Raw genomic sequence first — 21220 nt, forward strand, 5'->3', positions numbered from 1 at the left:
CTGCACCATGCCGTTTCCCACCAGGCAGTGAGTCGGGTGCCTCGCACCGCCTCCGCGGGGACGACCGAACCGCGGGGCTCGGCATAACGCTTTCTGCCTGCGACATGCGTCACTGAGCGAACTTCCGGACGGCGCGACTTTTCTGTTACGCGACCGCGAGTTCGGCAGCCTCCACTTCAGGGGTGACTTTCCCCCACTGGCGTATCCCCCTGAAGAGAGGTCTCCCATGACGCAACGCCCCCACCTGAACCGCGACCCGCGAGGAAAGGCATGAAGGGCCTGCACCGGCTCCGCCGCCGTCGCCGGACCTGGGCGATAGGACTGTCGGCCGCAGCGGTGATCGCCGGTGCCCTTACGCTCCTCCCCAACTCCGCCGGAGCCGCGGCCCTGGGTACCGAGGCGGCCCCCTCGGGCCGGTACTTCGGCACGGCTGTGGCCGCAGGCCGGCTCGGCGACTCGGCGTACACCGCGATCGCCGACCGGGAGTTCAACATGATCACCCCGGAGAACGAGATGAAGTGGGACGCCATCGAGCCGTCCCGCGGCCGTTTCGACTTCGGTCCCGCGGACCGGATCGTCGACCGTGCCCTGGCACGCGGTCAGCGCGTACGCGGCCACACCACGGTCTGGCACTCGCAGCTTCCCTCCTGGGTGGGCTCCATCCGCGACGCGAAGACGCTGCGCGGCGTGATGAACCACCACATCACCACCCAGCTGACCCACTACAAGGGCAAGATCTACGCCTGGGACGTGGTCAACGAGGCGTTCGCCGACGGCGGCGGCGGCCGGCTCCGCGACTCGGTCTTCCAGAAGGTGCTGGGCGACGGCTTCATCGAGGAAGCGTTCCGCACCGCCCGCGCGGCCGACCCCTCGGCCAAGCTCTGCTACAACGACTACAACATCGAGAACTGGTCGGACGCCAAGACCCAGGGCGTCTACCGCATGTTGAAGGACTTCAAGTCCCGCGGCGTGCCCATCGACTGCGTCGGGTTCCAGAGCCACTTCGGGTCGGGTGGACCGCCGGCGAGCTTCAGGACCACCCTGGCCGCCTTCGCCGCCCTGGGCGTCGACGTCCAGATCACCGAGCTGGACATCGCCCAGGCATCACCCACCCACTACGCGAACACGGTCAGCACCTGCCTTTCCGTGGCCCGGTGCACCGGCATCACGGTGTGGGGCGTCCGTGACAGCGACTCCTGGCGGAGCGGCGAAAGCCCCCTGCTGTTCGACCGGAACGGCAAGCCCAAGCCCGCCTACACCGCCGTCATGAACGCTCTCACGTCCGGCTCCGGCACCACGCCGACCAAGCCGACCGACCGTGCCGGGGAGATCAAGGGTGTGGCCTCCGGCCGCTGTATCGACATCCCCGGCTCCGCCACGGCCAACGGCACCCGGGCGCACCTGTGGGACTGCGGCGGACAGGCCGGCCAGCGCTGGACCCACACCGCCGCCAAGCAGCTGAAGGTCCACGGCGACAAGTGCCTGGACGCCAAGGGAAAGGGCACCGCCAACGGCACCCCGGTGATCATCTGGGACTGCAACGGCGGCGCCAACCAGCAGTGGGACATCAACGCCGACGGCACGATCACCGGCATCCAGTCCGGGCTGTGCCTCGACGCCGTCGGCGCGGCCACCGCGAACGGCACCACGATCCAGCTGTACACCTGCGCGTCGGTCGGCAACCAGAAGTGGACCGCCCCTTCCGCGACGGGCAGCGGCGTGTGTGCTCTTCCTTCGACGTACAAGTGGAGCTCGACAGGTGCCCTCGCCCAGCCGGCAAACGGATGGGCCGCGGTGAAGGACTTCACCCACGCCATGCACAACGGCAAGCACCTGGTCTACGCGTCGAGCGCGTCGGGAACCTCGTACGGCTCGATGGCGTTCAGCCCCTTCACGAACTGGTCCGACATGGCGTCGGCCGGCCAGACGAAGATGAGCCAGAACGCGGTGGCGCCCACGTTGTTCTACTTCGCGCCGAAGAAGATCTGGGTCCTTGCGTACCAGTGGGGTGCGTCGCCCTTCAGCTACCGCACGTCCAGCGACCCCACCAACCCCAATGGCTGGTCCGCGCCCAAGCCACTGTTCACCGGCGGCATCCCCCGCACCGACTCGGGCACGGGCCCGATCGACCAGACCCTGATCGCCGATGAGAAGAACATGTACCTGTTCTTCGCCGGTGACAACGGCAAGATCTACCGGGCGAGCATGCCGATCGGGAACTTCCCCGGAAGTTTCGGCTCGTCGTACACGACGGTCATGAGCGACACGGCGAAGAACCTGTTCGAGGCGCCCCAGGTCTACAAGGTCAAGGGCCAGAACCAGTACCTCATGATCGTCGAGGCCCGGGGCGCGAGCGAGCAGCGCTACTTCCGCTCGTTCACGGCCTCCAGCCTGAGCGGTGCGTGGACGCCGCAGGCCGCGACCGAGAGCAACCCCTTCGCGGGGAAGGCCAACAGCGGAGCCACCTGGACCGACGACATCAGCCACGGTGACGTGGTCCGCAGCAACCCCGATCAGACCATGACGATCGACCCCTGCAACCTGCAGTTCCTCTACCAGGGCAAGTCCCGCACCGCGGGTGGCCCCTACGACCGACTGCCGTACCGGCCGGGCGTCCTCACGCTGCAGCGCTGACCCGCCCGATCCACGGTCACACAAGGAGAACACCCCCCTCATGAACAACCCCACGAACGGCGCGCGCCGCGGGCGTCACCGTCGTCGCTGGAGCGCCACCGCCCTGCTGCTCGGTGTGCCCGCCGCCGTCGTCCCGTACCTCCTGTTCACCCAGGAGGACTCGCAGGCCGCGACGGTCGACGCCAACGCCTACTACCGGCTGCTCTCCGTGCGCAGCGGCAAGGCCCTGGACGTCAACGCCTTCTCCACCGCCGACGGCACCCGCATCCAGCAGTGGACCGACCAGAACACCGCCAACCAGCAGTGGCGGCTGCGGCCCACCGGCGACGGCTACTACGAGCTGGTGAACCGCAACAGCGGCAAAGTGCTCGGCACAGCGGGCGATTCGACCGCACCGGCGGCGGCCGTCGAGCAGCAGACCGACAGCTCCTCCGCCTCCCAGGAGTGGCGGATCGACGAGGTGAGCGGTTCCGGCGCCGTCACCTTCACCTCCCGCAGGAGCGGCCAGGTCCTGGACGTCTCCGGAGGCTCCACGGCTCAGGGCGCGGCGATCATCCAGTATCCCGGCAGGGGCAGCGCCAACCAGCAGTGGAGGCTGCTGAAGGTCGCCGACGCGCAGGCGGCCGCGGCCGGACCGTACACGTGGCGGAACGCCCAGGTGGTCGGCGGCGGTTACGTCACCGGGCTGGTGTTCAACCCACGGGAGAAGGGGCTGCTGTACGCGCGTACCGACATGGGCGGCGCCTACCGCTGGGACAGCGCGGCCGAGCAGTGGATCCCGCTGACCGACTGGCTCGGTGAGAAGGACTGGAACCTGCTGGGCATCGACGCGCTGGCCACCGACCCCGTCGACCCCGACCGGCTCTACCTCGCGGCCGGCACTTACACCAACGAGTGGGCCGGCAACGGCGCGCTCCTGCGCTCCACCGACCGGGGCCGCACCTTCCGGCGCACCGACCTGCCGTTCAAGCTGGGCGGCAACGAGGACGGCCGCGGGGCGGGCGAACGGCTCGTGATCGACCCCTCGGACAACCGCACCCTGCTGCTGGGCACCCGCAAGAACGGCCTGTGGCGCAGCACCGACAGCGGTGTGACATGGCGGCAGGTCTCCTCGTTCCCCGTCAAGGACGGGGCGAGCAGCGGCGCGGGCATCTCCTTCGTGACGTACGGTCCGGCAGGCAGCAACACGGTCTACGTCGGCGTCGCCGACAAGTCCACCTCCCTGTATCGGTCCACCGACGGCGGCACCACCTGGCAGGCCGTCCCCGGACAGCCCACCGGCCAGTTCCCGCAGCATGGTGTCCTCTCCGGCGACGGCTCGCTCTACCTGACGTACACCAACGCCCCCGGACCCAACGGCGTGACGGCGGGCTCGGTGTGGAAGCACACGCCGAGCGGCGGGGTCTGGAAGAACGTTTCCCCCTCTCAGGGCAGCTACGGCTTCTCCGGACTGGCCGTCGACCCGCGCAAGCCGTCCACGGTGATGGTCACCACCCTTGACCGCTGGTGGCCCGAGGACGAGATCTACCGCACCGCCGACGGCGGCACGACGTGGAAGGCGCTGGCGGACAAGTCGGTGCGGAACGCCTCCGCCGCTCCCTACGTCGGCACCCACACCGGGCACTGGATGACCGCCCTGGCCATCGACCCCTTCGACTCCGGGCACGTGCTGTACGGCACCGGCAACGGCATCTGGCGCAGCAAGGACGCCACCGCCACCGACAGCGGCGGCACCAGCCACTGGACCGTCGGAGCGCGCGGCCTTGAGGAGACCGCGCTGATGGACGCGATCGCCCCACCGGGCGGCGCCACCGTCCTCACCGCCATGGGCGACCAGGGCGGATTCCGCCATGACGACCTGACCAAGGTGCCCGCCGGGCGACTGGGCAACCCGATGATGACCAACAGCACCGACATCGACTTCGCTCAGGCCAACCCCTCGATGATGGTCCGGGTCGGCCGTGGCGGCGCGCAGGACGGCGCATACTCCACCGACGGCGGCACCAGCTGGACCGGCTTCAAGGCGGAGCCGGCGCCCGGCGCCCAGGACGGCCATGTCGCGCTCGCGGCGGACGGCTCCACCATCGTCTGGACCCAGGCCGGCCAGGCCCCGTACCGCTCGACCGACAAGGGGGCGAGCTGGTCCAAGGCCCACGGCCTCGGCACCGACGCGGTCGTCGTCGCCGACCGCTCCTCGGCCAGGACCTTCTACTCACTGTCCGGCGGCACGCTCCACGCCAGCACGGACGGCGGCGCGACCTTCACCGCCCGCGCCACGAACCTGCCCGCCGGCCGGCTCACGGCCGTCCCCGGCGTCGCCGGAGACCTGTGGATCGCCGGCGGCGGCCAGGGGCTGCTGCACTCCACCGACGGCGGCCGCACCTTCACCACGCTCGCCACGGTGCGGTCCGCGTCCGCCCTCGGCTTCGGCAAGGCCGCACCCGGCGCCTCCTACCAGGCCCTCTATCTGATCGGTACGGTCAAGGACGTCACCGGCGTCTTCCGCTCCACCGACAAGGGTGCCACCTGGCTCCGCGTCAACGACGACGCCCACCAGTGGGGCGCCATCGGAGGCGTCGGCGTCGTCACCGGCGACCCCGACACCTACGGTCGCGTCTTCGTCGGGACCAACGGACGCGGCCTCCAGTACGGTGACCCGTCCTGACCCTCCCCCCGAGCGGGGCCGCAGGCACGATGCCTGCGGCCCCGGCAGGTGCTACGGCCTCCACCCGGAGGGCCGACCCGTTGGCGACACGCCTCGCGGGCTGCTTGCGCGGCCGGCTCAGTCGGACCGGGCGGGGGCTCGTAGTTCGACCTTGTACCCGCCCTGTGGGGTGGATTCGGCGGTGAGGATGCCGTCGAGCAGTTCGGCGCGTTCCTTCAGACCGATGAGGCCGTGGTGGGCGCTGGGCAGGGCGACAGACGGGCGGGTGGGGGCGGTGTTGGTCACGGTGACGCCGAAGTGGTGTGCGTCGTGCCACAGGCGTACCTCGGCGCGGGCGCCGGGGGCGTGTTTGCGCACGTTGGTGAGTGCTTCCTGGACCGTACGGTAGACGGTGCGCTGAGCGGTGGTGCTGATGCCGGCGGGGAGCTCCCCGGCCAGGGTGGTCTCGATGCCGCTGTTGGCGATGAGCTGCTGGAGTTCGGCGAGGGTGGGCTGGGGGGTGAGTGCGGTTTCCCTGCCGCCTGAGGCGCGGAGCAGGGTGACCATGTGGCGAAGTTCGTCCAGGGTGTTCGCGCTCAGGGTGCGGATGGTGCGAGCCGCCTCTCGGGCGTCGGGGTCCTTGGCGGCCACCTGCATCGCTCCGGCCTGTACGGCGATGAGGCTGACCTGGTGGGAGACGACGTCGTGCATCTCGCGGGCGAGTTGGGCGCGCTCGCTGGCGAGGACGGTCTGGGCGTGCAGGGCACGTTCGTGTTCCCGGGCCTCTTCGACCTCGACGAGCTGTCGGGCCACGTCGTGCCTGGCCTGCACGAGCTGGCCGAACAGCACGGGGGCGACGGCCGTGGCCAGCGTGTAGACGAACTGGACGAGCGTCCATGTCCGGTCGCCGTCGAACGCGTCGGACAACGGCCAGTCGAGGGTGTCCACCCCTGCGTTCAGCAGGGCACAGCCGGCCAGCATCGGTCGGTTGCGGGTGGACGCGGCCAGTGTGTACAGGGCGGTGATCGGCGCGACCGCGACGTCCATGAACAGGGTCATGGGCAGGGTGAACAGGAAGACGGCGAGCGGGAAGCGCCTGCGCAGGAACAACGCCGTGCTGCCGAGGGCGACGCAGGCCCAGACGAGAGGGGTCCCCTCGCCGTAGAGGTTGATCCAGGCGTCGAGCACGGCGAGGACGACGAGACCCCCGTCGACGACCCAGGGGGGTACGCGCCGCCACAGCGCCCGGCCCGTGCTCATCGCCCGTTGTCCCGTGACGGGTCGTCGCCGTTCCTGCCGAGCAGTCCGGCGCGCTCGGCGAGCAGTGCGGCCTGGACACGGCTGGCGACCCGCAGTTTGTTCAGGATCGAGCTGACGTGGTCCTTGACGGTGCCCGCGCTCAGATGGATACGGGTGCCGATCTCGGCGTTGGACAGTCCTTCCGCGACCAGGACGAGGACGGCGCGCTCCCGGTCGCTGAGCAGGTTCACCCGTGCCACCTCCGCGTCCTGGGGTGCTCCCGCCCCAGGGTGACCGCGCAGCAGCGCGCGTGAGGCTTTCGGGGACATCACCACTCCGCCGGCGGCCAGGGTGCGCACGAGCTGGGCGAGCTGCTCGGGCTCGGTGTCCTTGAGCAGGAAGCCGGCGGCACCCGACCGCAGCGCGGTGAGGATGTACTCGTCGGTGTCGAAGGTGGTCAGCATCGCGACGTGCGGCGGTGCGGCCAGTTCCTGGATCTTCCGCAGGACGGTCAGGCCGTCCACGTCCGGCATGCGGATGTCGAGGAGTACGACGTCCGGCCTCTCGCGCCGGATGACGTCGGCCGCCTGCGCCCCCTCCGCGGTCGCGACGACCTCGATGCCATCGGACGCGTTCAGGATCATCTGGAAACCGGACCGCACCAGGGCCTCGTCATCCACCACCACTACCCGGATCACCGGCGTTCCGCCTCACACTCGTCTGCTCCGTCCGGCCTCTCGGCGATCCGTGTCGGCACCCGCACCGGGGCGTCCACGCTCTCGTACGGTGATCGCCTGCCGTCGACAGTACGTCCGGCAGGGTACGCGGTGGCGCGACGACCGTGGAGTGTGGACATCCGGCGGGTCGGCTCCAGCCGTTCGGGGGGAACGATCCCGTCCGTCGGCGGGCAGGTGCACGAAGGACGGCGGATGGTGTCGGCCGTCCTCGTCCGCTGGAGTCGGTCCATGGGCCCGCACGAGTCCGCGGGCCGCAGCCGTTTCCCCACCATTCGAGGACGACCCCGTCATGCCCCGCCCGTTCCTGCGTCAGCCCGTCCGCGCTCTGCGTCGCTGTGCGGCGCGACCCCGTGTGCTCTTCGGGGGTGTGTACGGGGCGGTGCTGGCCAGTTCCATGGTGGCCGCCCTGACGGAACAGGGTGAGACGGCGCCCGCCGACCGGTTCAACAGCGCCCAATGGCTCCTGGTGACGGCTTTCGCCTCGGCCTTGGCCCACGGCTACGCGCATCTGATGGCCCTGCGTGGCGACCGGACCCATCACGGTGTGCGCGCCGGGGTGCGGCTGTTGCTGTCCGAGTGGCCGTTGGTGGTGGCGACGGTGCCGACGCTGGGCGTGCTGCTCGGCGCCGCCTGGGGATGGTGGCCCACGGCGGACGTCGAGTGCGTGGTCTTCGCCGTGAACGTGGTGCTGCTTTTCGCCTGGGGTCTGTCCGCGGCCCGCGCCGCCGGTCGCACCTGGGGCTCCGCCGTGAGGATCGGCACGGTGGACGCGTTGCTCGGCCTCGTGGTCGTGGTGGCCAACGCCGTCATCAAGTAGGACGGTGGGCCGTCCGGGCCCGCGAACCGTCCTGGGCGCTGTTCCGCCACTCGGCGGGGCTGGTCTCCGCCGGTCGGCGGGGATCTCATCGAAGCCCGTCGGATGGTCCGCCTCCTGGCGGCGCCCGGAGATTGTCCGTATGACACAGATACAGCCGCCGCAGGAGAACTCGCCTCCGCTGCCCCGCACTTCGACCGAGTCCGCCAGGAAGCTCTCCGGAGGTCCCTCGACGGGGCGCCTGGTCGGGGTGGATCTGGCCCGCGCGCTGGCGGTGTTCGGCATGTACATCGTGCACATCGGCCCGCCACTGTCGGCCACGGACGGCGTCGCCAGATGGGTCCGGTACCTTGCCGACGGCCACTCGTCGGTTCTGTTCGCCACCCTCGCCGGGTTCTCGCTGATGCTGATCGCCGGGCGCCGTGAGCCGAAGACCGGCCTGGCGGGCCGGCAGGCGAAGGCCCGGCTCGCGATCCGCGCCGTGGTCCTGCTGGCGCTGGGCACCGTGCTGGCGATGGAGTACGGGGAAGTGATCATCCTCGGCTTCTACGGTGTCTACTTCCTCCTCGCCCTGCCCCTGCTGCGGCTGTCCGCCAAGGCACTGGCGATCACCGCGGCCGGGCTCGCGCTCGTCACACCCCAGCTGGCGTTCGTCCTGAACGCGCGGCTCAGCGAGTCCGTCCAGCAGACCGTCGACTCCTACGACCCGCTCAAGAAGATCAGCGAGGTCGGCGTGCTCGACCTGCTGCTCACCGGCTTCTATCCGACGATCACGTGGATGTCGTTCGTGGTCGCCGGCATGGCGCTGGCCCGCCTCGACCTGTCGGCCGTCTCCGTCCAGCGTCGCCTGGCCGCGCTCGGTGCCGCTCTGACCGTCGGCGCGTACGGCCTGTCCCTGGTGCTGGCGGGCAAGGACGCGCTGCACAGCACGGCGGAGGACGGGAAGTCGTCCGCCGGGTTCGAGAAGGCCTCGTCCTTCGGCAGCGGATCCTTCGAGGCCCCCCGGCGGGCGGCCTCGGAACTGCTGTCCGCCGGGCCGCACAGCGGCACCACGTTCGACATCGTCGGCAGTGTGGGCGTCGCCATCCTCGTGACCGTGGGCGGGACGGTGCTGATGGACCGCCTGCCGCGCCTGCGCTGTCTGGCCAAGCCGGTCATCGCCGTGGGCACCATGTCCCTGACGGCCTACGTCGGTCACTTCCTCGCCCAGCCCATGCTCGGCATATCGGCTGGCGAAAGCAGCCAGACGTCCTGGATCCCCGTGCTCCTGTTCATCCTCGGAGCGATCGCGTTCGCCGCGGGCTGGTCCCGCTTCTTCCGCCGCGGACCGCTGGAGGCGTTGCTCAACGCCGCCACCAAGCCGGCGAAGCACATCCGATGAGGCCGGGCCGGGACGGTCGGCACGCATGGCCCGTCCCGGCTGCGCCGATCCACGTGACCCGCAAGGGCTGTTCCCATCAGCCCTTGCGGGGGCGGTGCCCGGCGCGGGCGTGCCGGTCACGGCTCACGGCGCAGCAGCGTAGCCCGGTGTCGGCGGCACGCCGCCGACTGGACCCCCGCTCGATCAGGCGTGGCACTCCTCGTGGTCTCTGCGTGGACCTCCGCCCCGCCGTGCGGCGGGGGCGGCCGGTGGGACACCCGCGCTACCCGCCGGGGCGCCCCGCCGGGGTCAGGAGCTGGGTCGCGGCCAGCTGTGCGTAGAGCTCGTCCCTGTCCACCAGTTCCTCATGGGTGCCGATCGCACGGACCGTGCCGGCGTCCATGACGACGATGCGCTCGGCGTTCGTGACCGTCGACAGGCGGTGGGCCACCACCAGGACGGTGGTCTCGCGTGCCGTCTCGGCGATGACGTCCCGCAGCGCCAGCTCGTTGACGGCGTCGAGCTGCGAGGTCGCCTCGTCCAGGAGTAGCAGCCGGGGCCTGCGCAGCAGTGCGCGGGCGATCGCGACGCGCTGGCGTTCGCCGCCGGACAGCTTCGAGCCGCGGTGCCCGACCAGGGTGTCCAGGCCGTGCGGGAGACGGTCGACGAGCGTGTCGAGCCTGGTCCGGGCGAGGACGGCGCGGATGTCGTCGTCCGTCGCGCCGGGCGCGCTGAAGACCAGGTTCTCCCGCAGGGTGCCGGCCAGCACCGGCGCGTCCTGCTCGACGTACCCGATGGCGGACCGCAGCTCGGCCAGCGGCCACTGGCGTATGTCCTTGCCGTCTACCAGGATCCGGCCGCCGGTCGTCTCGTAGAACCGCTCGATGAGCGAGAAGACCGTCGACTTGCCCGCGCCCGAAGGCCCGACGAAGGCGGTCATCCCGGCGCCCGGCACCTCGAAGTCCACCTGCTGGTGGATGGGCGGCAGCCCCGGTCCGTAGCGGAAGGACACATCCTCGAAGCGGACCGACGCCGGACGCGCCTCGGTCCGCACCGGCTTGTACGTGGCCGGCCGCTCCGCCGCGAGGCGGTCCACCTCCTTGATCCGGGAGATCGCGGCCGCGCCCTCCTGGTACGCGGAGGCGGCCTCGACCAGCTTGTACACCGGCTCCATCAGGTAGAACAGGTACAGCAGGAAGGCGATGAGCGTGGAGACGGGGATGTCCCCGGACGCCACCCGTGCCCCGCCGACCGAGAGCACGGCGAGGAACGCCAGCTCGACGGCGAGGTTGTCCGCCGTTCCCAGCAGGGCCTCCCACTTCGCGCCGCGCACACCGTGGCGCCACGCCCGCCGGGCCGACGCCTCGATGCGAGCGGCCTCCCGCTGCTCGGCGCCGGATGCCTTCACCGTGCGGAACGCGCCGAAGGCCCTCTCCAGGCCGGTGGACATCTCCCCGACCGCTGCCTGGGAACGCTCGGCGGCCTGCCCGATCTTCGGCATCACCAGGGCGGCGCCCGCGCCGACGGCCGCGACCACGACGAGGGTGACGCCGAGCAGGACGGCGTCCAGGAACGCCATCACCATGACCGCCGCGATCAGCGTGAGCGCCCCGGTCGCGGCGTTGACCACGTCCTGGGTGCTGACGGCCCGCAGGAGTGTGGTGTCGGAGGTGACCCGTGACATCAGATCGCCCGGCTGCATCCGGTCCACCGCCGTCAGCCGCAGGTGCAGCAGTCGGCCGATCAGGCTGCGGCGGGCGGCCAGGACCACCGACTCCGCCGTCCGCTCCAGGACATAGGCGCCGAACGCCTCGGCCACCGTGCTCAGCAGCACCAGCACGGTCAGCGCCAGCAGAATGGTGGCGAGCGTGTCACCGGACGAGAGCCGGTCGACCAGCGCCTTCGTGGCCAGCGGCTGCAGCAGTCCTCCGGCGGCCCCGACCAGCGCCAACAGCAGACCGAGTACGACGGTCCACCGGTGCGGTCGGACATACCCGTACAGCGCCTTGAGCGTCTCGCGGACGAGCAGGGACTCGACACCCGTCGTCTCCGGGGCGGATGCGGTGTTCACAAGAATCCTCTCCTGGTGGTCTGCCGCTATGGCAGGGCGAGCGCCCCGTAGCTGGCGTCACGACGGTCCGCCGCACCGGCCGCTGAACCGGTGTGAGATGGCCAGCTCATGCTCGTGTGTACGGCGTGTCATGCCCCAGCCTGCAAGGCGGGACGTCTCTTCGACCATCCGACGATCGTCGGGCGGGCCCCGCCGAGTGGCTGGGAGAGGAGATCCCCCAAGAGGCGAGAGAGCAGGGGAAGAATCCCCGTCCCTCGGCGGAGAGCAGTCGCATGGCCGCTGGAAGGAGCGCATCGCCGGTAGTACCTGGAGGTGAATGGAGCCCTGCCGCGGTGCTGACCACTGGGAACTACCGTTGTGTCAGGTGACGTGTCGGTCGACGCGGGCATCCCGCTCAACATGGATCGGCCGGGCGCCGTCTCGCCGAGCTCCTCGATCTGATCGTCAAACGGTGAGCATGGCCTGTAGTTGGGCCGGACAGCGGCCGCGAGTGCCGTGGCCACCGGTGTGAGGCCCGGACGGGCGGGTCACGCCTGGCCAGGAGCCCCCCGCCCTCAGCTCGAGACGGCCTCGGCCCAGCCGCGGTTGACGGTCTCTCTCGCCATCTCCGTCTGCGCCTCCGTCGGAAACGTCGGCGTGCCCTCGACCGTCGGCAGTTTCTCCGCGGCGGCCTTGTCGAGGGTGCCGTCCTCCTCCATGGCGTCCATGAGGACGGGGCGTGCATAGGCGCCGAGCCGGAGGTTCTGGCCCTCCGGGCTGAAGACGTACTCCTGCCACAGACGTGCCGCCGCGGGGTGCGGAGCGTCTTTGTTCACCCCGTTCGCGTAGTACTGAGCGAAGCTGCCGTCGAAGGGGATGGCGGTCCGCCAGTCGACGTCCGTGCCATTCTCGCGGAATTCGTCGGCGTATCCGAGGTTGAGGAAGTCCCAGTCGATGCTGATCGGGGTCTGGCCCTTCGCGATCGTGGCCGGGGTGGATTCGACCGGGATGAAGTTGCCGTTCTCGCTGAGCTCGGCGAAGAAGTCGATGCCGGGCTGGACGTCGTCGAAGGAACCCCCGTTCGCCAGGGCCGCCGCGTAGACCCCGGCGAAGGCGGAGCCGGACTTGGTGGGGTTGCCGTTGAGCGCGACCTTGCCTTTGTACTCGGGCTTGCGCAGGTCGGCGAAGGTCGCGGGGCAGGTCTTGACGCGCTTGGCGTCACAGCCGATCGAGATGTAACCGCCGTAGTTGTTGTACCAGCGGGCCCGGTCGTCCTTCTGTTCCTTGGGGATCTCGTCGTACGCGGCGACCTCGTACGGAGCGAGCAGGCCCTGCCGTGCCGCGGACTGCGCGAACGAGCCCCCCACGTCGATCACGTCGGGGGCGCGGCCTTCCCCCCTGTGCTCCCTCAGGGCGTTGATCTCGTCCTGGCTGGTACCTTCCGGGTTCTCCACGATGACCTTGATCCCGTACTTCTTCTCGAAGCCGTCGATCAGTGCGCCGTAGTTGGCCCAGTCGCTCGGGAGCGCGATCGTGTGGAGCGAGCCCTCCTTCTTCGCCGCTGTGGTCAGTGCTGCCATGCCGCCGGCGTCCGCGGCGGAGGTGGCCACCGCGGGTGCACTGGGCGCGGTGGTGGGCTTGTCTCCGCAGGCGCCGAGGGGCGCCGCGAGGACCAGGCAGGCGGCGACGAAGGCTGTCCGGAGACGAGGTGCGGGCACAAAGGCTCCATAACGGGCGGTCGCGTACTGATCGAGGCCAGCGTACGTTCGGCGGCCTCGGCAGCGCAGTCCCAGACGGTGGTGTCCGCTGTCTTCCCTGCGGCCGCCGTACCGGCGCGTTCTCAGAACCCTTCGTCGTCCCACCCGGCCAGGAGCGCCTCTCCGAGATCCATCGCGGGCGGTGCGGCCCCGTCGTGGAGGGCCTGCTCGCTCCAGATGATCTTGCCGCGGGCGGTGTAGCGGGTGCCCCAGCGCTCGGCGAACTGCGCGACGAGGAACAGGCCGCGACCACCCTCGTCGGTGGCCTCGGCCCGGCGCAGGTGCGGGGAGGTGCTGGACCCGTCGGAGACCTCGCAGATCAGGCTGCGGTCGTACAGCAGCCTCACCCGGATGGGCTCGGTGCCGTAGCGGATGGCGTTGGTTATCAGCTCGCTGAGGATGAGTTCCGTGGTAAAGGCGATGTCCTCCAGGCCCCAGTCCGCCAGTCGGCGGGCGCAGGCGTTGCGCACCGGGGACACCGCCGCGGGGTCGGGGGGTACGTCCCACTCGGCGATCCGCGCGGGGTCCAGTCGGCGGGTGCGCGCCACCAGCAGCGCGACGTCGTCGCTGGGCCTGGTGGGCGGCATCGCGTCGATCACCACGGTGCAGGTTTCCTCCGCGGTGCGGGCGGGCCCGGCCAGAGCGGCGCGCAGCGCTGCCAGGCCCGCGTCCGGATCGCGGTCGCGGCTCTCGATCAGCCCGTCGGTGAAGAGTGCCAGCCGGGAGCCTTCGGGCAGGGTGACCGTCATGGTCTCCATGGGCAGGCCCTCGCCCAGGCCCAGCGGCGGGGAGACCGGCACCTCGGGGAAGGACACGGTTCCGTCGGGAAGGATCAGAGCGGGGCCCGGATGCCCGGCGGTGGCGGCCGTCACCTGTCCCGAGACGGGATCGTAGAGGGCGCACAGGCAGGTGGCTCCGGTGATCCCCTGCCACTCCTGCTCGTCGGTGTCGATGTGGGCGACGAGCTCGTCCAGGTGGCTCAGGAGTTCGTCCGGGGGCAGGTCGAGGGTGGAGAAGTTGTACACGGCGGTGCGCAGGCGGCCCATGGTGGCGGCGGCGTGGAGACCGTGGCCGACGACGTCGCCGACCACCAGGGCCACGCGGGCGCCGGGCAGCGGGATGACATCGAACCAGTCACCGCCCACACCGGCCTGGGCGGCCAGATAGCGGTGCGCGACCTCGACGGCGGACTGCTCCGGTACGCCCCGGGGCAACAGGCTGCGCTGCAGGGTGACGGCCATGGTGTGCTCGCGGGTGTAGCGGCGGGCATTGTCGACGGACAGCGCCGCCCGGGCGGTCAGCTCCTCGGCGAAGGACACGTCCTCCTCGTCGAAGGGCGGGGAGTCCTGGGTCCGCCAGTAGCCGGCCATCCCCAGCACCACGCCCCGGGCCCGCAGGGGCACGGCGATCAGGGAGTGGATGCCGCGGTCCAGGATCTGCAGGGCGTTGGCCGGGTCCTGGGTCCGCCAGCCGTGGGTGGCGCGCAGGTCCGCCTCCAGGACCGCGCGGCTGTCGGCCAGCCCGGCGGCCATGGGGCTGGTGGGAACGAACCGGATCAGCCGGCCGACGGGGTAGAGGGGGTGGTCGCCCTGAAGGCCGACGCGGGCGGTGCGGCGCATCTCGGTGGTCGCTTCGGGCGGCTCCTCGCCGCGCAGCACCGGGTCCAGCAGGTCGACGGTGACGACGTCGGCGAACCGTGGGACCGCCACCTCCGCCAGTTCCTCCGCGGTGCGCTCCACGTTCAGCGTCGTTCCGACCTGCATCCCCGCGTCGTAGAGCAACTTCAGCCGCTCGCGGGCCACCTCGGCCCTGCCGGAGAGTGCCCGCAGCTCGGTGGTGTCCCGCAGCGTGACGACGGTCCCGGCCTGCCCGTAGGGCGCGGTGGGCCGGATGTTCACCGCCAGCAGCCGATCGGCTGCCATGTGTAGCTCGTCGGTCGCGGAACGGCCTGATGCGATCGGATCGGCGATCCCCTCTTCCAGACCGAGGTCCGTGACGGGGAGCCCTTCCGCGTCCACCGGCAGGTCCAGCAGCCGCCGCGCCTCGTCATTGGCCAGCAGCAGCCGTCCACCGCCGCCGACGATCAGTACGCCCTCTCGCACCGCGTGCAGCACCGCGTCGTGGTGCTCGTACATCCTCGTCATCTCGGCCGGTCCCAGGCCATGCGTCCGGCGCAGCAGCCGACGGCTCACCAGGGCGGTTCCGCCCGCGGACAGGGCGAGCACCGCGGCCGCACTGCCGAGGACGACCGGCAGCTGCCGGTTCACCATGCTCTGCACGTTCTGCACCGTGACCGGGGAGGAGACGATGGCGATGACGCGGCCGTCGGAGTCCTTGACGGGGACCACCGAGACCACGGACTTCCCCAAGGACCCTTCGAAGGTCTCGGTGAAGGATTGGCCGGCCACCGCCTTGGAGAAGGGGCCGACGACGTGCTTCCCGATCTGCCGTGGGTCGCTGTGGGCGAGGGTGACCCCGGAAAGTGTGTACACGTTGATGCCGTCGACCCCGGCGATCTTCCGGGCCGCCTCGGCGCTCGGCTGTAGCACTGCGCTCGGATGGGGGCTGCGCAGGGCCGCGACGATTCCCGGAGATTCCGCGAACGTTCCGGCGGCGGCGAGCGTACGGTGCCGGGCGTCCACCATGCCGGCGCTCCGGGCTTGGACCACGAGCGCCACCACCGCGGCGGCGACGAGCAGCACCACGACCGCCAGCTGCAGGAGGAACACCTCGCCGGCCACGCTGCGCACGCTCAGAAGGGAGGACAGACGCTGCGGCCGCCGCGCCTCTCCCTTGGGGTGCTGGGCGTGCTCCTGACGCTCCTGGTGGCTTCCTGGGCGGGGACGCCGAGAGGGAGAGGAAGAGCTCGTGGTCGAGCCGAGCAGCCGACGTCGGACGTGTCCAAGTAGGTCGCTCATACTCCATCTTCTAACCTCTATGGGCCGTCGGCAGCGGGGAGCGACGGTCGCCGAGCCGGCGATCCGGGCCCTTCCGCGGAGCGAGGGTGTGGCGCGGCGCGTGGGGGACGTGCAGGCCGCCGTTACCGCCCTGCTGCGCTGAGCCGGCCACCGGCGGCCGGGGCGTTTCTCTTGGCTCAATCCTCGCCACGGCGCACTTCGCGCCGCGGAATGCCCATGGTGTCCGGAATAATGGATGGAACGGCGAGTGGAAGGGGACATCTCGTGCCATCGGCTCGGCCGGGGGGCGAGGAGACCCACGGCCCGTTCTGGTCCGAGCCGGGAACGCTGCTCGAGCACGTGCCCGTGGCCGTCTTCGGCCTCGATGACGGGGACCTCGTCCGTTACTGGGGGCCCGGCGCGCGGGACCTCTTCGGATATGACGCCACCGACGTCCTGTCGAGGCCCGGCGCCGTTCTCTTCGCCGACGGGCCCCGGGGCGCCCCCGATCCGTGCGCCCGGCTGACCGAGCGAGGCCGGACCCAGGGTTACTGGAGGGGGCGGCTGACGGCCCGGCATCGTGACAGCACCGTCTTCGACTGCGGCTTCCGGGCCTTCTCCGTGACCGGATCCGGCGGACCTTCGGTGGTGATGGTCCTGGCGAGCCGTAGCGACGAGCTCGATCGGGTCAAGACCAACCTCGCCTTCCTCGACGCCCTCTTCGAGACTTGCCCCATCGGTCTGGTCATGCTCGACCAGGACCTCCGGTACGTCCATCTCAACCGGGCGCTCGCCGACATGGACGGTCTGCCGATCGAGGCCCACCTCGGGCGGCGCATGGACGAAATCATGATCATGTCCGACGATGGTGAATACCAGCGCATGCTCCGCGGCGTCGCCCTGGGCGGAGCACCGGTCGTGGGGACCCTGGTGGGCATGCGTCCGCGGGGGCATCCGGACCGTGACCAGGTGCGGTCGGTGAGTTTCTTCCCCCTGAGCCAGGCGGTCGGCTCGCGCCCCGGAGTGGGCGGGCTGATGTTGGACGTGACCGACCGGGAACAGGCCATCCTGGAAGCCACCGCCAGCCGTCGACGGCTGGCTCTGCTGGACGGGGCCTCCACTCGCATCGGGACCACCCTGGACGTGAACGTCACCGCCCAGGAGCTGGTCGACGCTGCAATGCCGGACTTCTGCGACGCCGCCGTGGTCGAAGTCGTGGAGTGGATGGACGAGGCAGAGGTCTTTGACCCGGCGCGACCGCTGTTCACCCGCAGAATCGCCTCCGGGACGATCCTGCCCCCTCCGGCCACCGAACTCGTGAGTGGGGTGGAGACGGTGCGGTATCCGCCCGGCTCCGTCATCCACGACATGCTGAGGACCGGTCGCGCCCTCTCCGCCGTGGTGGACGAGGAGTTCCTGGCCCGGACCGTCCTCATCGAGTCACGCGCACGGCTCTTCGCCGAGAGTGGGTTGGCCTGCGTCCTCGTTGCCCCGCTCATCGCCAGGGGCACGGTCCAGGGAATCGCCATGTTCGGCCGGTCCACGGGCCGGCCGGCCTTCACCCGGGACGATGTCAGCCTGGCCAGTGAGCTCGCCTCACGGGCTGCGATCTGCCTGGACAACGCCCGTCTGTACAGCCGCGTCCAGGACATCGCCCTCACTCTGCAGCGGGCGTTGTTGCCCAGCGCGTTGGCGACCAGCCCGTACGTGGACGTGGCCCACCGGTACGTACCCGGCAGTCGGATCACCGAGGTCGGCGGCGACTGGTACGACGTGATCAGCCTGCCCGACGGCCGAGTCGTTCTCGTGGTGGGCGACGTGATGGGGCACGGTGTGTCGGCCGCCGCCGCCATGGGCCGCCTTCGTATCACCACCAAGGCTCTGGCCAGGCACGACAGCGAGCCCGACGACCTCCTCACCGAGCTCGACGCATGCGCCCAGGAGGCCGGCATCGAACTGGCGACGTGCCTGTACATCGTCTACGACCCGAAGAGCGGAGTAGCCCGCATCGCCAGCGCCGGCCACCCCCCGCCCCTGGTACTCCGGCCGGACGGCACAGTGGAGACCATCGACGACGTCCTGGGAGTCCCTCTCGGCGTCGGCGGCTGTCCTTTCCGGACGATCGAGATCGAACTCCCCGGGAACGCGAGTCTCGCCCTGTATACCGACGGCCTCATCGAGACACGAGGCGCGGACCTCGAGGTCGGTCTGAAGGCATTGCGCGCCGAACTGGGCAGGACCTCAGGCCCGTTGGAAGCAATGGCGGACCGCATTCTTGCGAGCCTGCTGCCCGCCCCGCCGGCCGACGACGCGGTTCTGGTCCTCGCCCGCGTCCGCCGCGCCCATTGAGGAGGCGTCGAGTCCGGTGTGTCTTGGCGGCCGCTTCATCGCTCGTGTGCAGCTCCGTTCAGGACAGCGAGCCTGGCTCGTCCACCAGCTCGACACCCTTGTGCGCGTCGACCAGCACCGAGCCGCCGTACCGGCCCTTCCGGGGCTGGTCGGCGGCCTTCACCGGCCCACCCCTGGGCCTCGATCGTGCGGCCTGCCGCCTCCAGCTCCCTGGCGATCAAGAGGTGGGTGTGGCCGTTCGGGGCGCCCGGGCCACGCCCGGCTCACCCAGCACCTACCGGTAGTCGAACAGGTCCGTGTCCGACGCCTTCGACCTCCGCGCTCGCCTGGCCTTCTGTCGGCCACGGCAGGTCCATCGCCCGGCTCAGGTCGGCATCCGGTTCGGTGCCTGCGGCGCCGAGGCTGGAGGACTCTTCTCTGCCGAGGTCGGTGAGGTCTTTGCCCCCGAAGGTGTAACAGCCGGCCGTGCCGCTCATGAGGAGGGCGGCGGACAGGTACAGGGCGGCGGGCCGACGGAGACGGGGGCGGTAACGGCGGGGGCTGTCGGACATGGGGTACCTCCCAGGCGGGTCTGGTGCGGATCCCGCACCTGAGTTCACCTTCGAGGGCTCGTGCTTCCGGTCTCGTGCGCCCCTGTTTCCGCCGCCGCGGGGTCGTATCGCGGTTACGTTTCAGACTGGATCGAGGCCAGGTCGAGGGTGGCGGTCGCGCCTCCGCCGGGGGCGTTGGCGAAGGTCAGCCGCGCTCCGAGGACATCGGCCTGCCCCAGCGCGATGGTGAGTCCGAGGCCGTGGCCGCGCCCCCGCTCGGAGGTTCCCGTACGGAAGCGCTGCGGTCCTTCGGCGAGGAGCGTGGTGGGCAAGCCGGGTCCGTGGTCCCGTACGACGATCCGCGTGCCGGTGACGGTGACCTCGACAGGGGTGGCTCCGTGCCGGTGTGCGTTGGTCACCAGGTTGACCACGATCCGCTCCACCCTTCGCGGGTCGGTCTCCACGACCTGGGCGTCCCTGGTCGTGACGACGGTCTGCGTCCCGGTCCGGCGCACGACGTCGGCGACCAGGTCCCCCAGGGGTACGACGTCGGTCCGGGCCCGTTCGGCGCCGGCGTCGAGCCGGGAGATTTCCAGGAGGTCCTCGACCAGACCGTTCAGTGCCAGGGCCCGGTCGCGTACGAGTTCCGCCGCTTCGTCGTCCTGCGGGAGCAGTCCTGCGGCGGTGGACAGGCCCATCAAAGGGGTGCGCAGTTCATGGGCGACGTCCGCGGTGAACCGCCGCTCGTTCTCCAGCTTGCGCTGCAGGGCTCCGGCCATCACGTCCACGGCGGCCGACATCTCGGTGATCTCGTCACGGGCTCGGCCGCGGGAGCCGATCCGGGCGTCGAGGTCGCCGTCGGCGATGGCCCGGGCGGTGCGGGAACCGTGGCGCAGTCGGCGGTTCATCGGTTCGGTGGCCAGCGCGGCGAGCGGCACGACGACGGCGAGGGCGGCGAGCACGGCTTTGATGATGCTGCGATCCAGGAGCTGGAGGCTGCGTACCTCGGTACTCATGTCCGTCCGCGCGACGAGTACCCGGTTGCCGGCGACGGGCTGGGCTGCCCACAGCCAGTACCAGTCGGGGGGTTCCCGGTCGTACCAGGTCACGTACAGACCTCTCGGGTCCTTGGCTGCCAGTGCCCGCGCGAGGGGCGCTTCCAGCTGTTGTGGGGACCTGATCTCGACGTCGATGGGTGTCGTGCCCGTGCGGGTGTACTCGCGCTCTGCGGCGGTCAGCCGGGCGGCGACGCGCTGCTCGCCGGTGCGGTCGCCGCGTTCGGATATGGCTTGGTGGACGAGTACGCCGATCACTGCGGCCACCGCGCAGCAGGCGGCCGCGGTCAGGGCCGCGATCTTCCAGCGCAGGGCGCGTGGGTTGAGGAGTGCCATGGGCCGGTTCGGTCTCTCAGTCGCGGACGAGTTTGTAGCCGAAGCCGCGGACGGTCTCGATCCGGCCGGTTCCGATCTTCTTGCGCAGGCGCAGTACGCACAGGTCCACGACCCGGGAGTCTCCTTCCCAGCCGTAGTCCCAGACGTCGCGGAGCAGACGTCGGCGGTCCAGCACGGTGCCGGGTGCCGCGGCGAACTCCAGGAGGAGGCGTAGTTCGGTGGGGGTCAGCGGGACGGGCCGGCCGTCGCGGTGCACTTCCAGACCGACGGTGTTCACGGTCAGGTCGCCGAAGACCAGCACTCCGGGGATCACCGCACTGGCTTGGGTCGCGGGTACGTGCGTGTCCGGGGAGCGGGTCGGCGGCTTCTCGGCCTCTTCGGGTCGTCCGAAGCTCGCGCGGCGCAGCAGCATGCGGATGCGGGCGACGAGGACGGCGGTGTCGACGGGTTTGACGACGTAGTCGTCGGCGCCTGCTTCCAGGCCTGCGACGACGTCGAGGGCGTCGCCGCGGGCGGACATCATCAGGATCGGTACCAAGCTCTCCTCCCGGATGCGCTGGCACAGCCCGATGCCGTCGAGCTCGGGCAGCATGACGTCCAGGATCAGCAGATCATGGGCATCGGCTCGGAATGCCTCCAGGCCGGCGAGGCCGTCCGCGGCCACTGCGACCTGATAGCCGTAGCGCTCCAGGAAGAGCTGGACGGCGCGGCGGATGACGGCGTCGTCCTCGACGACGAGGACGCTGACGGGGCCTGGTACTCGGATGGCCGACATACCACCAATCTGCTCATGGGCGGTCATATGTTCCTCGTCATCG

The 21220-nt window shown here is 70.6% G+C and carries 13 protein-coding genes; 5 read left to right on the forward strand and 8 right to left on the reverse strand.

Going from position 1 to position 21220, the window contains the following annotated elements:
• Nucleotides 1-270: 270 nt before the first annotated feature.
• Together OO54_RS13515 and OO54_RS13520 are read left to right on the forward strand one after the other, a co-directional pair.
• A complete protein-coding gene (locus tag OO54_RS13515) occupies nucleotides 271-2634 on the forward strand; it encodes a non-reducing end alpha-L-arabinofuranosidase family hydrolase (RefSeq protein ID WP_033203090.1) in 2364 nt (787 codons plus the stop codon).
• Nucleotides 2635-2674: 40 nt separating this feature from the next.
• Nucleotides 2675-5299, forward strand: coding sequence for an RICIN domain-containing protein (locus OO54_RS13520; protein ID WP_033203091.1), 2625 nt, complete (start codon nucleotides 2675-2677; stop codon nucleotides 5297-5299).
• 117 nt (nucleotides 5300-5416) lie between these two features.
• Here OO54_RS13520 and OO54_RS13525 read toward each other — a convergent pair whose 3' ends face one another.
• Both OO54_RS13525 and OO54_RS13530 read right to left on the reverse strand, forming a co-directional pair.
• Complete coding sequence (locus OO54_RS13525; protein ID WP_033203092.1) at nucleotides 5417-6538, reverse strand: sensor histidine kinase; 1122 nt, start codon at nucleotides 6536-6538, stop codon at nucleotides 5417-5419.
• Nucleotides 6535-7161, reverse strand: a complete 627-nt coding sequence (locus tag OO54_RS13530; RefSeq protein WP_033203126.1) for a response regulator — start codon at nucleotides 7159-7161, stop codon at nucleotides 6535-6537. Before OO54_RS13530 ends, OO54_RS13525 begins: the two co-directional genes overlap by 4 nt.
• A 472-nt stretch (nucleotides 7162-7633) precedes the next feature.
• On the opposite strand from OO54_RS13530, the gene OO54_RS13535 reads away from it, so the two are divergent.
• Nucleotides 7634-8071: a hypothetical protein gene (locus tag OO54_RS13535; protein ID WP_324611703.1), complete on the forward strand. Its 438-nt coding sequence runs from the start codon at nucleotides 7634-7636 to the stop codon at nucleotides 8069-8071.
• A gap of 139 nt (nucleotides 8072-8210) precedes the next feature.
• Nucleotides 8211-9449 (forward strand): DUF418 domain-containing protein, encoded by a 1239-nt coding sequence (locus tag OO54_RS13540; protein WP_078905185.1) that lies wholly within the window; start codon nucleotides 8211-8213, stop codon nucleotides 9447-9449.
• A 262-nt stretch (nucleotides 9450-9711) separates the two neighbouring features.
• Here the strand turns inward: OO54_RS13540 and OO54_RS13545 are convergent, their stop codons facing one another.
• From OO54_RS13545 to OO54_RS13555, 3 genes are all read right to left on the reverse strand, one after another.
• Nucleotides 9712-11499: an ABC transporter ATP-binding protein gene (locus OO54_RS13545; protein WP_033203094.1), complete on the reverse strand. Its 1788-nt coding sequence runs from the start codon at nucleotides 11497-11499 to the stop codon at nucleotides 9712-9714.
• 554 nt (nucleotides 11500-12053) lie between these two features.
• The gene (locus tag OO54_RS13550; RefSeq protein WP_033203095.1) at nucleotides 12054-13196 is read right to left on the reverse strand and encodes an ABC transporter substrate-binding protein; all 1143 of its coding nucleotides are present in this window, start codon (nucleotides 13194-13196) and stop codon (nucleotides 12054-12056) included.
• A 122-nt stretch (nucleotides 13197-13318) separates the two neighbouring features.
• Nucleotides 13319-15985 carry a SpoIIE family protein phosphatase gene (locus OO54_RS13555; RefSeq protein ID WP_033203096.1) on the reverse strand — a complete coding sequence of 889 codons (2667 nt, stop codon included), beginning with the start codon at nucleotides 15983-15985 and terminating at the stop codon, nucleotides 13319-13321.
• Between the two features lie 432 nt (nucleotides 15986-16417).
• Here OO54_RS13555 and OO54_RS13560 point away from each other — a divergent pair, with 432 nt between their 5' ends.
• Nucleotides 16418-18481, forward strand: coding sequence for a SpoIIE family protein phosphatase (locus tag OO54_RS13560; protein ID WP_033203097.1), 2064 nt, complete (start codon nucleotides 16418-16420; stop codon nucleotides 18479-18481).
• Between the two features lie 263 nt (nucleotides 18482-18744).
• Here the strand turns inward: OO54_RS13560 and OO54_RS45850 are convergent, their stop codons facing one another.
• The 3 genes from OO54_RS45850 to cseB all read right to left on the reverse strand — a co-directional run bounded on the left by OO54_RS45850 (nucleotide 18745) and on the right by cseB (nucleotide 21204).
• The gene (locus OO54_RS45850) at nucleotides 18745-19032 is read right to left on the reverse strand and encodes a hypothetical protein (protein ID WP_157856473.1); all 288 of its coding nucleotides are present in this window, start codon (nucleotides 19030-19032) and stop codon (nucleotides 18745-18747) included.
• A 113-nt stretch (nucleotides 19033-19145) separates the two neighbouring features.
• Nucleotides 19146-20402, reverse strand: coding sequence for a sensor histidine kinase (locus tag OO54_RS13565; protein WP_033203098.1), 1257 nt, complete (start codon nucleotides 20400-20402; stop codon nucleotides 19146-19148).
• A gap of 16 nt (nucleotides 20403-20418) precedes the next feature.
• Nucleotides 20419-21204 (reverse strand): two-component system response regulator CseB, encoded by a 786-nt coding sequence (cseB, locus tag OO54_RS13570; protein WP_033203099.1) that lies wholly within the window; start codon nucleotides 21202-21204, stop codon nucleotides 20419-20421.
• Between the last annotated feature and the right edge of the window lie 16 nt (nucleotides 21205-21220).

Origin of the sequence: Streptomyces wedmorensis (genome assembly GCF_000716445.1) — a bacterium.
In the GTDB taxonomy this organism is placed as follows: Bacteria; Actinomycetota; Actinomycetes; order Streptomycetales; family Streptomycetaceae; genus Streptomyces; species Streptomyces wedmorensis.

What these genes read in the sequence shown, in the direction of transcription:
- OO54_RS13565 (WP_033203098.1), bottom strand. Translation starts at nt 20,402, where the DNA reads ATGGCACTCCTCAACCCACGCGCCCTGCGCTGGAAGATCGCGGCCCTG.
- OO54_RS13515 (WP_033203090.1), top strand. Translation starts at nt 271, where the DNA reads ATGAAGGGCCTGCACCGGCTCCGCCGCCGTCGCCGGACCTGGGCGATA.
- cseB (WP_033203099.1), bottom strand. Translation starts at nt 21,204, where the DNA reads ATGACCGCCCATGAGCAGATTGGTGGTATGTCGGCCATCCGAGTACCA.
- OO54_RS45850 (WP_157856473.1), bottom strand. Translation starts at nt 19,032, where the DNA reads ATGTCCGACAGCCCCCGCCGTTACCGCCCCCGTCTCCGTCGGCCCGCC.
- OO54_RS13525 (WP_033203092.1), bottom strand. Translation starts at nt 6,538, where the DNA reads ATGAGCACGGGCCGGGCGCTGTGGCGGCGCGTACCCCCCTGGGTCGTC.
- OO54_RS13540 (WP_078905185.1), top strand. Translation starts at nt 8,211, where the DNA reads ATGACACAGATACAGCCGCCGCAGGAGAACTCGCCTCCGCTGCCCCGC.
- OO54_RS13530 (WP_033203126.1), bottom strand. Translation starts at nt 7,161, where the DNA reads ATGATCCTGAACGCGTCCGATGGCATCGAGGTCGTCGCGACCGCGGAG.
- OO54_RS13520 (WP_033203091.1), top strand. Translation starts at nt 2,675, where the DNA reads ATGAACAACCCCACGAACGGCGCGCGCCGCGGGCGTCACCGTCGTCGC.